Consider the following 12,861-nt stretch of genomic DNA (forward strand, 5'->3'; position numbering starts at 1 on the left):
CATGTTTATCGCCAGCGGTGTTTATATATTGTTAATAGTTCGCCCAACTTTATGCAGCACCTATGCATAAACCCCAGCGGCGCCAAATTGCCACCACTAACAACGCTTTGATATTAAAGGCGTTAACATAAAAACGTTTTAGCGATCACAATTCGCTCTCCCTGCATAAATGACTTCTCTATCCATAGTTATTTTTAAATTATTTAAATATCCCCGATAATAAAATCCCCCTCACGCATAGTTATGCAACCATTAAAAATAATCACTTTATTTTCAATGATTTAAGATTTAAACATCATTCAATACAGCAAACAAATAATTAACAATAAAAAAATAACAAACCATATAGCTGCGTAGTAATTCATTTAATGCCTTATTGTTTTTTGAATTTCTCTGACCCGGCTCATATATTAAGTAAGAAAAATAGCACTCCTTGATTGATGTGAATCTCATCACATTAACAACCCAAATAAAATTCAATCATTGCTCCCGAATTTAACTGAAACGCCGCGACTGCAAGCACGCTAAATATTTGCAGCCACTCCTTCTTTATTCTTGAAATTATGTAAAAGGTATAATGATGGAAAAGCATTTTGTCGGTTCTGAAATCGGTCAATTACGCAGCGTAATGTTGCATCGGCCCAATCTCAGCCTAAAAAGACTTACCCCTTCAAATTGTCAGGAATTACTTTTTGACGATGTATTATCCGTAGAGCGCGCTGGCGAAGAGCATGACATTTTTGCCAACACGCTGCGCCAGCAAGGGATAGAAGTGTTGCTGTTAACCGACCTGCTCACCCAAACGCTGGATGTGGCTGACGCTAAAGCCTGGCTACTGGACACGCAAATTTCCGATTATCGCCTTGGGCCCACCTTTGCCGCAGATATTCGCGCCTGGCTGGCGGATATGCCGCACCGTGAACTGGCTCGCCATTTAAGCGGCGGTTTAACTTACGGCGAAATCCCCGCCTCCATAAAAAATATGGTGGTCGATACTCACGATATTAATGACTTTATTATGAAGCCATTACCGAATCACCTATTTACCCGTGACACGTCCTGCTGGATATATAACGGCGTCTCAATTAACCCCATGGCGAAACCTGCACGCCAACGTGAAACGAATAATTTACGTGCTATTTATCGCTGGCATCCTCAATTCGCAGGCGGTGATTTCATTAAATATTTCGGCGACGAGGACATTAATTACGACCACGCCACTTTAGAGGGCGGCGATGTGCTGGTGATTGGCCGCGGCGCGGTGTTGATCGGTATGTCTGAACGTACTACGCCGCAGGGCGTTGAGTTCCTGGCGCAGGCATTGTTTAAACATCGTCAGGCGGAACGCGTCATTGCCGTTGAACTGCCAAAACATCGCTCCTGTATGCACCTTGACACCGTCATGACCCACATTGATATCGACACCTTCTCCGTCTATCCGGAAGTCGTTCGCCCGGACGTGCAGTGCTGGACGCTGACGCCAGACGGACGCGGCGGTCTGAAACGAACCCAGGAGAGCACGCTGGTTCATGCTCTTGAAACAGCGCTTGGCATCGATCAGGTGCGCTTAATCACCACTGGCGGCGACGCATTTGAAGCTGAGCGCGAACAGTGGAATGACGCCAATAACGTGCTCACCCTGCGTCCCGGCGTGGTGGTGGGCTATGAGCGCAACATCTGGACCAACGAAAAATACGACAAAGCCGGCATTACCGTCCTTCCCATTCCCGGCGATGAGCTGGGTCGCGGGCGCGGGGGCGCACGCTGCATGAGCTGTCCACTGGAACGCGATGGTATTTAAAGGAGACGTTATGGAAAACAAACGCACACTGGTCGTCGCGCTGGGCGGCAATGCGCTGCTCAAACGCGGCGAACCGCTGGAGGCTGATATTCAGCGTAAAAATATCGAACTGGCGGCCAGAACCATCGCCCAGCTTACCCGGCAATGGCGCGTGGTGTTAGTGCACGGCAACGGCCCACAGGTAGGACTGCTGGCGCTACAAAATAGCGCCTACGCTAACGTTACGCCCTACCCGCTCGATATTCTCGGCGCGGAAAGCCAGGGCATGATTGGCTACATGCTGCAACAGGCGCTGAAGAATCATCTGCCGGAGCGTGAAATCAGCGTCCTGCTCACCCAGGTCGAAGTCGATGCCAACGACCCGGCATTCCTCAATCCAACCAAATATATCGGCCCCATTTACGACGAAGCGCAAGCCCGTGCGTTACAGGCAGAAAAGGGCTGGGTATTCAAAGCCGACGGTAACGCCTTCCGCCGCGTTGTGCCCTCCCCGCAGCCGAAACGCATTGTGGAAAACGATGCCATCCGCGCGCTGATTAGCCGCGATCACCTGGTTATCTGTAACGGCGGCGGCGGCGTACCGGTCGTGGAAAAAGCCGATGGCTACCACGGTATCGAGGCGGTGATCGACAAAGATCTGTCCGCCGCCCTGCTTGCCAGCCAAATTCACGCCGACGCGCTGCTCATTCTGACCGATGCCGACGCGGTGTATCTCGACTGGGGCAAGCCCACCCAACGCCCGCTGGCGCAGGTTACGCCGGAACTGCTTCGTGAAATGCAGTTCGACGCCGGTTCGATGGGCCCGAAAGTGACCGCCTGCGCTGAGTTTGTCAGCCATTGCCGCGGCATTGCCGGAATCGGCTCGCTGGCGGATGGGCAAGCCATTCTCGCGGGCGAGAAAGGCACTTTGATTCGGTGTGAAACCGCCGACGTTGACGCATAAGGCTTTTTACCGGATGGCGGCTTCCGCCTTATTCGGCCTACAGAGCGCGCATAACCGTGGGCCGGATAAGCGCAGCGCCATCAGGCAATTCATTTTAACAAGGATATTGTAATGGTTATTTCACTGAAAAATCGTAACTTTTTGAAGCTGCTTGACTACACCCCGGCGGAAATCCAACACCTCATCGATCTGGCTATTGAGCTGAAAGCCGCAAAAAAAGCCGGATGCGAAAAGCAAACACTGATTGGCAAAAACATCGCGCTGATTTTTGAAAAAACCTCTACCCGCACCCGATGCGCGTTTGAAGTCGCCGCTTTCGACCAGGGCGCGCAGGTGACTTATCTCGGCCCAAGCGGCTCGCAGATCGGCCATAAAGAGTCCATGAAAGATACTGCTCGCGTCCTGGGGCGGATGTATGACGGCATCGAATATCGCGGTTTTGGTCAACACATTGTGGAAGAACTAGGGGAATACGCGGGCGTTCCCGTCTGGAACGGCCTGACCGATGAATTTCACCCCACACAGATCCTGGCCGATCTGATGACCATGCTGGAACATTCGCCGGGTAAAACGCTGCCGGAACTGAGCTTCGCCTACCTGGGCGACGCGCGCAACAACATGGGCAACTCGCTGATGGTGGGCGCGGCGAAGATGGGCATGGATATCCGCCTGATAGCGCCAAAGTCCTTCTGGCCTGATGCCGCGCTGGTCGCGCAGTGCCGGGAAATCGCCAGCGTTACCGGCGCTCGTATCACCTTAACGGAGAGCGTTGAAGATGGCGTTCACGGTGTGGATTTCCTCTATACCGACGTCTGGGTCTCGATGGGAGAGCCCAAAGAAGCCTGGGCGGAGCGCGTCAGTCTGATGACGCCATATCAGGTCAACCAGCAGGTGGTAAACGCTACCGGTAATCCTGATGTGAAGTTTATGCACTGCCTGCCCGCCTTCCATAACGAGCACACCAAAGTGGGACGCGAAATCGAAATGGCTTACGGCCTGAAAGGACTGGAGGTCACGGAAGAGGTGTTCGAGTCCGCAGGCTCGATAGTCTTCGATGAAGCGGAAAACCGGATGCACACCATCAAAGCGGTCATGGTGGCGACGCTCGGCGACTAATCCCACAGGATATGCGCCCTCGCGGCGCATATCCGTGATATCAGGAGAAAACATCATGGGTAAATTTAAATTTCCCACCGCTTATACCATCCTGTTTATTCTTATTGCCCTGGTCGCGGTGATGACCTGGATTGTGCCGGCGGGAAAATACCAAATGGCGATGAACGCCACGCTGGGAAAAGAGGTGCCGGTGGCGGGAACGTATGCCCCCGTGGACGCGCATCCGCAAGGGATTACCGCTGTTTTACTGGCGCCGATTGACGGCCTCTATAACCACGAAACCTACACCGCTGGCGCCATTGACGTCGCGCTGTTTGTCTTGATTATCGGCGGCTTTCTGGGGGTGGTGAATAAAACGGGGGCGATTGATGCCGGTATTGAACGGGTAACTATCAAACTCAACGGCAAAGATGAGTGGATGATCCCCATTCTGATGGCGCTGTTCGCCGCAGGCGGCACTATCTATGGCATGGCGGAGGAGTCGTTGCCCTTCTACACGCTGCTGGTGCCGGTCATGATGGCGGCCCGCTTCGATCCGTTAGTGGCGGCGGCAACCGTACTGCTCGGCGCGGGGATAGGCACGCTCGGTTCGACCATTAATCCTTTCGCCACGGTCATTGCCGCCAACGCCGCCGGCATCCCTTTTACGCAGGGCATGCTGATGCGCGTACTGCTGTTAATTGTCGGCTACGTACTGTGCGTGTTTTGGGTAATGCGCTATGCGCGCAAAGTCCGCGCCCATCCTGAGCTTTCTATCGTGGCGGATAAAATGGAGGAAAATCGCGCCCATTTCCTCGGCAATCGCGCCAATACACTGCTGGAGTTTACGGCTACCCGGAAATGGGTACTGCTGATCTTCGCCGCCTCTTTCGCGGTGATGATTTACGGCGTGGCGGTTCTCGGCTGGTGGATGGCGGAAATCTCCGGCGTCTTTCTGGCGGCGGCGATTATCGTTGGCGTGATAACGCGGATGGGTGAGGAAGCGTTCACCAGTACCTTTATCGACGGCGCGCGGGATTTGCTCGGCGTGGCGCTAATTATTGGTATCGCGCGCGGCATTGTGGTGGTCATGGATAACGGTATGATTACCCACACTATTTTGCACAGCGCGGAAAGTCTGGTTTCCGGCCTCTCTACCACCATTTTCATAAACGTAACCTACTGGCTGGAAGTATTGCTCTCCTTCCTGGTGCCCTCCTCTTCCGGTCTTGCCGTATTGACGATGCCCATTATGGCGCCGTTAGCGGATTTTGCCCACGTACAGCGGGATTTGGTCGTAACCGCCTACCAGTCGGCCTCCGGGATTGTGAACCTGGTTACTCCCACCTCCGCCGTGGTCATGGGCGGTCTGGCAATCGCGCGGGTTCCCTATGTCCGCTATCTGAAATGGGTCGCGCCGCTGTTGCTGATCCTGACATTGCTGAATATGGCGGTACTGAGCATCGGAGCGATGATGTAACGAGCCAGATGGCGACGCGTCTTATCCGACAGGACTGATAAGCACAGCGCCATCAGGCACGCCGTCACCTTTTTTGATCGGCTTCTCATTTTCCTGCAAAACCGCCCGATTGATCCGCAATCGATGTGACAAATGTGATGAATTTCGCCAGTCCGTTGATATTAATAATAAAGATAAGGTGCATTTATGAAGGAATACGATGATTACTCCGCCAAAGAACAACAGCAACTGGCGGTTTGTCAGCGCCTGATTAGTGAAAAAAGTTACCTGTCCCAGGAGGAGATTCGCCGCGATTTACAAAATGAGGGATTTGAAGGTATCAGTCAGTCTACGGTTTCGCGCCTGCTCAAGCTGCTGGGCGCAATAAAAATCAGAAATACGAAGGGACAAAAGATTTATTCCGTAAATCCCCAGCGGCGACCTTCGCCGGATGCCGGACGTTCAATAGCCGAAATGGTCGTTAGCGTTGAACATAATAGCGAATTTATCCTTATCCATACGGCGGCAGGTTATGGTCGCGCCGTCGCGAGAATTCTGGATTACCACGCATTGCCGGAAATTCTCGGCGTCGTTGCCGGTAGCAGTATTGTCTGGGTCGCACCGCGGGTCGTTCAGCGCACGGCGCTGGTACACAAACAAATTAATTACTTGCTTAAAATGAATTTAAATTCATAAGAACCGTTTGCGACAAGTAAATCATGCATTAATTCGCTTGATCCCAAAACAGAGCTGGGTATAATCGCGGACAATTTGCCGGGAGGAAGCATGGTTCAGTGTGTACGACATTCTGTCTTACCGCGTCTGAAAAAAGACGCAGGCCTGCCGTTTTTCTTTCCGTTGAAAACCAATACCAAGCCCCTCAATTGAGGGGCTTTTTTTTGCCCAGGCGTCAGGAGATAAACATGGCTAACCCGCTATATCAAAAACATATCATTTCCATAAACGACCTCAGCCGCGACGATCTTAATCTGGTACTGGCGACGGCGGCGAAATTAAAAGCCAACCCGCAGCCGGAGCTATTGAAACATAAAGTGATCGCCAGCTGCTTTTTCGAAGCCTCCACGCGTACCCGCCTGTCGTTTGAAACTTCAATGCATCGCCTGGGCGCCAGCGTAGTGGGCTTCTCCGACAGCGCCAACACGTCGCTGGGGAAAAAAGGAGAAACGTTAGCCGACACGATCTCAGTGATTAGCACTTACGTGGACGCGATTGTGATGCGCCATCCGCAAGAAGGCGCGGCACGTCTGGCGACGGAGTTTTCCGGTCAGGTGCCGGTGCTCAATGCGGGCGACGGTTCGAACCAGCATCCGACGCAGACCCTGTTGGATCTGTTTACCATCCAGGAAACGCAGGGCCGTCTGGATAACCTGCATATCGCGATGGTCGGCGATCTGAAATATGGCCGCACCGTGCATTCGCTAACCCAGGCGCTGGCGAAATTTAGCGGCAACCGTTTTTATTTTATCGCGCCGGACGCGCTGGCGATGCCGCAGTACATTCTGGATATGCTTGATGAAAAAGGGATGGCCTGGAGCCTGCATGGTTCTATTGAAGAGGTCATGGCCGACGTCGACATCCTCTATATGACTCGCGTACAGAAAGAGCGTCTCGACCCGTCCGAGTACGCCAATGTGAAGGCGCAGTTTGTTCTGCGCGCCAGCGACCTGAACGGCGCGCGTGAAAATATGAAAGTGCTGCACCCGCTGCCGCGGATTGATGAAATCACCACGGATGTGGATAAAACGCCACACGCCTGGTACTTCCAACAGGCGGGCAACGGTATTTTCGCTCGCCAGGCGTTACTGGCGTTGGTACTGAATAGCGAACTGAGTCTGTAAGGGAGAAAAACGATGACACACGATAACAAACTGCAGGTTGAAGCCATTAAATGCGGCACCGTGATTGACCATATCCCTGCGCAGGTAGGCTTTAAACTGCTGAGTCTGTTTAAATTGACCGAGACCGATCAGCGAATCACTATCGGTCTGAATCTCCCGTCTGGCGAGATGGGGCGTAAAGACTTAATCAAAATAGAAAACACCTTTCTCACCGAAGAGCAGGTTAACCAACTTGCTCTGTACGCGCCGCAGGCCACCGTTAACCGCATCGACAACTACGACGTAGTCGGGAAATCACGCCCCAGCCTGCCAGAGCGTATTAATAATGTGCTGGTTTGCCCGAACAGCAACTGCATCAGCCACGCGGAACCGGTATCCTCCAGCTTTGCAGTGAAAAAACGCGCCAATGATATCGCCCTCAAATGCAAATACTGTGAAAAAGAGTTTTCGCATAATGTGGTGCTGGCCAACTAATGGGGGTTGGTTATGAGATCCCGGCTCCCTATAATGAGCGGGGACATTCTATTACCGCTGTAATTCAGGAGAAATCATGAGCAAAACTATTGCGACGGAAAATGCACCAGCAGCAATCGGCCCATACGTACAGGGCGTTGACCTGGGTAGCATGGTAATCACTTCCGGTCAGATCCCGGTCGATCCGAAAACCGGTGCCGTAGCGGAAGACGTATCCGCTCAGGCACGTCAGTCGCTGGAAAACGTTAAAGCTATCGTGGAAGCCGCTGGCCTGAAAGTAGGCGACATTGTGAAAACGACCGTCTTCGTGAAAGACCTGAACGATTTCGCGACCGTCAACGCTACCTACGAAGCGTTCTTCACCGAGCACAACGCCACCTTCCCGGCGCGTTCCTGCGTGGAAGTTGCCCGTCTGCCGAAAGACGTGAAAATTGAGATTGAAGCGATCGCTGTTCGTCGCTAAGCGCCGGACGTCATCCCCGCCGGGCGGCGCAAGTTTGCCCGGTTCGGGGCACCAACAGCCATGGAGAGGCGGCAATGGTAAGAGCGCGTTTTACCGAGGAGCAAATCGCCGATTTTCTGCAACAGTCTAAAAACGGCGTGCCGAATAAGGCGTTGTGCGAAGAATATGGATTTAGCAACAGCACGCTCCGTCGCTGGCAGGAGAAACATGCTGAAAGCATACGCCAGGAATTAAAACAGATAGAATCTACCGCGAAGATAGTCTTTTTATGCTTCATTGTCGCAGCCATATTGCTTACCCTTATGTTTCCTAAGCCCACTGGCGCCTTAGCGATTCCTCCTTACTTAGTTTATTGCATTAGCTATATTCGCCGCTTTCGTCGCATATCCGCAAAACATATCCGGCGGTGGGACATCTCCTCCTCTCGTTCCGGATTGGGGGCAGAGAACACATTTTACAAACTTAGCTGGACATTCCTCTTTTTTATGCCTGCATATAGCATTCTACAGTTGCTTGAATAAGCCCAGAAATTTAAAGATAAAGCCGATCGCGTAAAACTTGTCGAGCTTTACGGGCATCTGACCTGGTTAGCGATATCGGGGATTAAGCACGCTGGCGAATCCCCGACGAAAGTGTTTACTGCCAGCCATAACGTCGGCTGTAAAACCCTTTCACTAACTGGGTTAACGTCATATAGCCCGCCAGAATGGCAATCAGCCACGGGAAATAGCTTAACGGCAGCGCCTGCAACTGCAGGTAAGACGCCAGCGGCGAAAACGGCAACGAGACTCCCACCACCATCACCAACAACGTCATCGCCATCAGCGGCCAGGCGGCGCGACTTTGAATAAACGGCAGACGGCGGGTACGGATCATATGCACAATCAGCGTTTGCGACAGTAATCCCACCACAAACCAGCCGGACTGGAACAAAGTTTGCGTTTCTGGCGTATTCGCATGAAATACCCACCACATCAGGCAAAAGGTCAAAATGTCGAAAATCGAGCTGATCGGACCGAAAAAGACCATAAAGCGCCCCAAATCCGCCGGATTCCAGCGCTGCGGCTTTTGAATTTGTTCTTCATCGACATTATCAAACGGAATCGCCACCTGGGATACATCGTACAGCAGGTTTTGAATCAGCAAGTGCAGCGGCAGCATTGGCAGGAACGGCAAAAAGGCGCTCGCCACCAGTACGCTAAACACGTTACCGAAATTTGAGCTGGCCGTCATCTTGATATATTTCAACATATTAGAAAAAGTACGACGACCTTCAATGACGCCTTCTTCCAGCACCATCAGGCTCTTTTCCAGCAGGATAATATCGGCCGCTTCACGGGCGATGTCCACCGCGCCATCTACCGAGATACCAATATCCGCCGCCCGCAACGCCGGAGCATCGTTAATCCCGTCGCCCATAAAACCGACCACATGCCCCTCGCGTTTGAGTAAAGTGACGATGCGCTCTTTATGCATCGGCGTCAGACGCGCAAACAACGTCGTACGGGCGGCCAGCGCCGCCAGCGCGTCGTCGCTTAACCCTTCAATATCACTGCCAATAACGACATCGCCCGCATCCAGCCCAACTTCATGGCAAACTTTCGCCGCTACCAGCTCGCTGTCGCCGGTGAGAATTTTCACCGTAATTCCGCTCGCCTTCAGCGCTTTCAGCGCCGGCGCGGTGGTCTCTTTCGGCGGATCGAGAAAAGCAATATACCCTTCCAGGATCAGGTCAGATTCATCGATACGCTGGTAATCGCCCTCACGCGCAGGCAGGTATTTGGTCGCGACGGCGACCACGCGTAGCCCCTGACGGTTCAGCGTGTCGGTAACGCGTTTCACCCGGCGCAGCATATTGTCGTCCAGCGGCACAATATCGCCGTTGTGGCGCACCTGAGTACACACGTTCAGGATCTCCTGTAACGCGCCTTTGCAGACCAGTTGATGCACGTTCGAATCTTCGGCGACCACCACCGACATCCGGCGACGCTCAAAATCAAACGGAATCTCATCGATTTTCTGCCAGCGTCCGGAGAGCTGACGCGCGGCGGTTTCGTCTACTCCCTCCAGGACCGCCGTATCCAGTAAATTTTTTAGACCGGTCTGATAATGGCTGTTCAGCCAGGCGCAATGCAGTACATGCTCGCTGGGCTTACCAGAGATATCCGTATGATTCTCCAGCACAATTTTATCCTGCGTCAGAGTGCCGGTTTTATCGGTGCACAGAATATCCATCGCGCCGAAGTTCTGAATCGCGTCAAGGTGCTTCACGATAACTTTCTGTTTCGAAAGCTTCACCGCCCCGCGCGCGAGGGTGGAGGTGACGATCATCGGCAACATTTCCGGGGTGAGTCCTACCGCGACCGAAAGCGCAAATAACGCCGCTTCCCACCAGTCACCTTTCGTGTAACCATTAATAATCAGTACTACCGGCGCCATGACCAGCATAAAGCGGATCAGCAACATACTGACGCGGCTAATTCCTTTCTGGAAAGCGTTCTGCTCGTTATCTTGTTCCGACACGCGCCCCGCCAATTGACCAAACCAGGTGTCGGCGCCGGTCGCCATCACCACGGCCTGCGCCGTTCCGCTCACGACGTTCGTCCCCATAAAGCACAGCGTGTCGCACTCAAGCGGGTTATTTTGCCGGGGCTCACGCGTCGCGGCGACTTTCTCGACTGGCAGAGATTCGCCGGTCAGCGACGCCTGGGCGACAAACAGATCGCGCGCCTGGATAATCCGTAAATCCGCCGGGATCATATCCCCCGCCGCCAGCTTAATAATATCGCCGGGCACCAGTTGATCGATGGGTAATTCCAGCCAGGCGTTTTCGCCATTTTCATTAATAACCCGCAGTACGGTAGCGGTATTGCTCACCATCGCTTTTAGCGCGTCCGCCGCTTTTGTCGAGCGCGCTTCCTGCACAAAATTCAGCAGCGTTGAGATACCGACCATCAGGGCGATAACGCCTGCGGCAAACAGATCCTCCGTGGCATAAGAAATGCCGCCAAGAATCGTGAGTAAGATGTTGAAAGGATTGCGATAACATACCCACAAATGCACCCACCACGGCGAGGGTTTCTGGGCTGGAAGGCGGTTTTCGCCATGCTTTTCACGCGCGCGCGTTACCTCGGCGGCGTTTAATCCCTCCGGGTGCGTATCAAAAACGCGCCAGAGAGTCTCCTGCTCCATTGCCGCGACTTTCAGACAGCGCTCGCTCAGCGAAGGCGGGATAGTCGCATTTACCGCGGTCTGCGCGCCGGGCAGCGGATCGCGGTGAACCAGACGATAAGGCAAATGACGATTAAGCCGGGCAAAAAGCTGGCGGGTAATGGTTTTTAGCATAGGTAATCCCTCCGCGCCGAAGTCAGGCGCAGAAAATTCTTCAGGCGCGGCAAAGCCTTGCCCGATGAGCAATGTTTAAATAAAAACAGGGACGTTATTGTGTCACTGTCTTACACACCGGTAAGACAGCAGAGGCAGGCTTACCGGAAAAGGAAAATTCTCCATCGCGGGAGAGGGGTGGGTTCAGGGTCCATGTCGCCTCCGGTAAGTAAACGATTTGCGCCGTGGATTATACGCATAAATCCATAAGTTTTGTGGCAATTATGGCGGTATCATACCGTTACGTAATTAAACCAACGATAAACCAGACTTTGCCCATTGCCCTTCGCTTGAGTAAAGTTACTCTTTTTATCACCATCACCATCACCATCAGCGTCACGCCACGGGAAAACAGGATGCAAAACCGGCTCACTATCAAAGACATCGCCCGCCTGAGCGGCGTAGGGAAATCAACCGTTTCCCGCGTGCTTAACAATGAAAGCGGCGTAAGCGAACGTACCCGCGAGCGTGTCGAAGCGGTGATGAATCAACACGGTTTCTCTCCGTCCCGCTCCGCCCGTGCGATGCGGGGACAAAGCGATAAAGTGGTCGCTATTATCGTCACTCGCCTTGATTCGTTGTCTGAAAACCTCGCGGTTCAAACCATGCTGCCTGCGTTTTATGAACAGGGCTACGACCCTATTATGATGGAAAGTCAGTTCTCGCCGACGCTGGTAATGGAACATCTGGGCATGCTCAGACGACGTAACATTGATGGCGTGGTGCTGTTTGGCTTTACCGGCATCACAGAAGAGTTGATCGCCCCCTGGAAAGCCTCACTGATGCTGCTGGCAAGAGATGCGCAAGGTTTTGCCTCCGTCTGTTACGACGACGAGGGCGCAATTCATATCCTTATGCAGCGGCTGTATGAGCAGGGACACCGCAACATTAGCTTTCTGGGCGTTCCCCATAGCGATATTACCACCGGCAAACGTCGGCATGACGCATACCTGGCGTTTTGCAAAAAACATAAACTTCATCCCGTCGCCGCCCTGCCCGGTCTTGCCATGAAGCAGGGCTATGAGCATACGGCAAGCGTCATCATGCCGGATACCACCGCGTTAGTCTGCGCCACCGATACGCTGGCGTTGGGCGCCAGTAAGTATTTACAGGAGCAACGTATTGAGACGCTGCAACTGGCAAGCGTCGGGAACACGCCGCTGATAAAATTCCTGCACCCGGAGATCGTCACTGTCGATCCTGGCTATGCTGAAGCCGGACGACAGGCGGCTTCGCAGCTGATCGAACAGATCAATGGCCGCTGCGATCCGCGCCGGATCGTCATTCCTTCTACCCTCGCCTGAGTGACTAATTAAACGGAATACCACGAGTAATTTGTGATCGTCGCTGCGTTTCGGGAACGTTCCCATTTTTAAACCAACG

Annotated in this window: 13 protein-coding genes and 1 pseudogene; 11 read left to right on the forward strand and 3 right to left on the reverse strand. The window is 53.1% G+C overall.

Annotated elements, in window-relative coordinates; all coding sequences use genetic code 11:
* Positions 1 to 580: 580 nt before the first annotated feature.
* The 5 genes from arcA (at position 581) to K8W53_RS20385 (ending at position 5,994) form a co-directional block, all read left to right on the forward strand.
* Positions 581 to 1,801, forward strand: coding sequence for an arginine deiminase (arcA, locus tag K8W53_RS20365; protein ID WP_000410846.1), 1,221 nt, complete (start codon positions 581 to 583; stop codon positions 1,799 to 1,801).
* A gap of 10 nt (positions 1,802 to 1,811) precedes the next feature.
* A complete protein-coding gene (gene arcC, locus K8W53_RS20370; protein WP_000428751.1) occupies positions 1,812 to 2,744 on the forward strand; it encodes a carbamate kinase in 933 nt (310 codons plus the stop codon).
* Positions 2,745 to 2,855: 111 nt separating this feature from the next.
* On the forward strand, positions 2,856 to 3,860 hold the full coding sequence (gene argF / locus K8W53_RS20375; RefSeq protein ID WP_023224641.1) for an ornithine carbamoyltransferase: 1,005 nt from the start codon (positions 2,856 to 2,858) through the stop codon (positions 3,858 to 3,860).
* A 55-nt stretch (positions 3,861 to 3,915) separates the two neighbouring features.
* A complete protein-coding gene (locus tag K8W53_RS20380; RefSeq protein ID WP_000514424.1) occupies positions 3,916 to 5,319 on the forward strand; it encodes a YfcC family protein in 1,404 nt (467 codons plus the stop codon).
* A 186-nt stretch (positions 5,320 to 5,505) separates the two neighbouring features.
* Positions 5,506 to 5,994, forward strand: a complete 489-nt coding sequence (locus K8W53_RS20385) for an arginine repressor (protein ID WP_000666051.1) — start codon at positions 5,506 to 5,508, stop codon at positions 5,992 to 5,994.
* Here K8W53_RS20385 and K8W53_RS20390 read toward each other — a convergent pair.
* Positions 5,964 to 6,105, reverse strand: a pseudogene (locus tag K8W53_RS20390) (hypothetical protein). The gene K8W53_RS20385 and the pseudogene K8W53_RS20390 overlap by 31 nt on opposite strands.
* Between K8W53_RS20390 and pyrL the strand changes: the two are divergent.
* The 5 genes from pyrL (at position 6,085) to K8W53_RS20415 (ending at position 8,615) form a co-directional block, all read left to right on the forward strand.
* Positions 6,085 to 6,186: a pyr operon leader peptide gene (gene pyrL, locus K8W53_RS20395; protein ID WP_000249504.1), complete on the forward strand. Its 102-nt coding sequence runs from the start codon at positions 6,085 to 6,087 to the stop codon at positions 6,184 to 6,186. The pseudogene K8W53_RS20390 and the gene pyrL sit on opposite strands and share 21 nt — an antisense overlap.
* Before the next feature lie 35 nt (positions 6,187 to 6,221).
* Positions 6,222 to 7,157, forward strand: a complete 936-nt coding sequence (gene pyrB / locus K8W53_RS20400) for an aspartate carbamoyltransferase (RefSeq protein ID WP_000013055.1) — start codon at positions 6,222 to 6,224, stop codon at positions 7,155 to 7,157.
* Between the two features lie 12 nt (positions 7,158 to 7,169).
* Entirely contained in the window at positions 7,170 to 7,631 is a 462-nt protein-coding gene (pyrI, locus tag K8W53_RS20405) for an aspartate carbamoyltransferase regulatory subunit (protein ID WP_017465841.1), read from the forward strand.
* 76 nt (positions 7,632 to 7,707) lie between these two features.
* Entirely contained in the window at positions 7,708 to 8,094 is a 387-nt protein-coding gene (gene ridA, locus K8W53_RS20410) for a 2-iminobutanoate/2-iminopropanoate deaminase (RefSeq protein ID WP_000047544.1), read from the forward strand.
* Positions 8,095 to 8,168: 74 nt separating this feature from the next.
* Positions 8,169 to 8,615 (forward strand): transposase, encoded by a 447-nt coding sequence (locus K8W53_RS20415; RefSeq protein ID WP_023224642.1) that lies wholly within the window; start codon positions 8,169 to 8,171, stop codon positions 8,613 to 8,615.
* Between the two features lie 115 nt (positions 8,616 to 8,730).
* Here K8W53_RS20415 and mgtA read toward each other — a convergent pair whose 3' ends face one another.
* Together mgtA and mgtL are read right to left on the reverse strand one after the other, a co-directional pair.
* Positions 8,731 to 11,439 carry a magnesium-translocating P-type ATPase gene (gene mgtA, locus K8W53_RS20420; RefSeq protein WP_000920858.1) on the reverse strand — a complete coding sequence of 903 codons (2,709 nt, stop codon included), beginning with the start codon at positions 11,437 to 11,439 and terminating at the stop codon, positions 8,731 to 8,733.
* A 140-nt stretch (positions 11,440 to 11,579) separates the two neighbouring features.
* Complete coding sequence (gene mgtL, locus K8W53_RS24065; RefSeq protein ID WP_107320725.1) at positions 11,580 to 11,678, reverse strand: mgtA regulatory leader peptide MgtL; 99 nt, start codon at positions 11,676 to 11,678, stop codon at positions 11,580 to 11,582.
* 156 nt (positions 11,679 to 11,834) lie between these two features.
* Between mgtL and treR the strand changes: the two genes are divergently transcribed.
* Complete coding sequence (gene treR / locus K8W53_RS20430; RefSeq protein WP_001675396.1) at positions 11,835 to 12,782, forward strand: trehalose operon repressor TreR; 948 nt, start codon at positions 11,835 to 11,837, stop codon at positions 12,780 to 12,782.
* Positions 12,783 to 12,861: the final 79 nt, after the last annotated feature.

It is taken from the genome of Salmonella sp. A29-2 (genome assembly GCF_020150755.1).
Lineage (GTDB): Bacteria > Pseudomonadota > Gammaproteobacteria > Enterobacterales > Enterobacteriaceae > Salmonella > Salmonella enterica.

Excerpts from the sequence above, each read along its gene's own strand:
- K8W53_RS20415 (WP_023224642.1), top strand. The coding sequence starts at position 8,169 with ATGGTAAGAGCGCGTTTTACCGAGGAGCAAATCGCCGATTTTCTGCAA.
- pyrL (WP_000249504.1), top strand. The coding sequence starts at position 6,085 with ATGGTTCAGTGTGTACGACATTCTGTCTTACCGCGTCTGAAAAAAGAC.
- mgtL (WP_107320725.1), bottom strand. The coding sequence starts at position 11,678 with ATGCGTATAATCCACGGCGCAAATCGTTTACTTACCGGAGGCGACATG.
- K8W53_RS20385 (WP_000666051.1), top strand. The coding sequence starts at position 5,506 with ATGAAGGAATACGATGATTACTCCGCCAAAGAACAACAGCAACTGGCG.
- K8W53_RS20380 (WP_000514424.1), top strand. The coding sequence starts at position 3,916 with ATGGGTAAATTTAAATTTCCCACCGCTTATACCATCCTGTTTATTCTT.
- argF (WP_023224641.1), top strand. The coding sequence starts at position 2,856 with ATGGTTATTTCACTGAAAAATCGTAACTTTTTGAAGCTGCTTGACTAC.
- treR (WP_001675396.1), top strand. The coding sequence starts at position 11,835 with ATGCAAAACCGGCTCACTATCAAAGACATCGCCCGCCTGAGCGGCGTA.
- arcC (WP_000428751.1), top strand. The coding sequence starts at position 1,812 with ATGGAAAACAAACGCACACTGGTCGTCGCGCTGGGCGGCAATGCGCTG.
- pyrI (WP_017465841.1), top strand. The coding sequence starts at position 7,170 with ATGACACACGATAACAAACTGCAGGTTGAAGCCATTAAATGCGGCACC.
- ridA (WP_000047544.1), top strand. The coding sequence starts at position 7,708 with ATGAGCAAAACTATTGCGACGGAAAATGCACCAGCAGCAATCGGCCCA.
- arcA (WP_000410846.1), top strand. The coding sequence starts at position 581 with ATGGAAAAGCATTTTGTCGGTTCTGAAATCGGTCAATTACGCAGCGTA.
- mgtA (WP_000920858.1), bottom strand. The coding sequence starts at position 11,439 with ATGCTAAAAACCATTACCCGCCAGCTTTTTGCCCGGCTTAATCGTCAT.
- pyrB (WP_000013055.1), top strand. The coding sequence starts at position 6,222 with ATGGCTAACCCGCTATATCAAAAACATATCATTTCCATAAACGACCTC.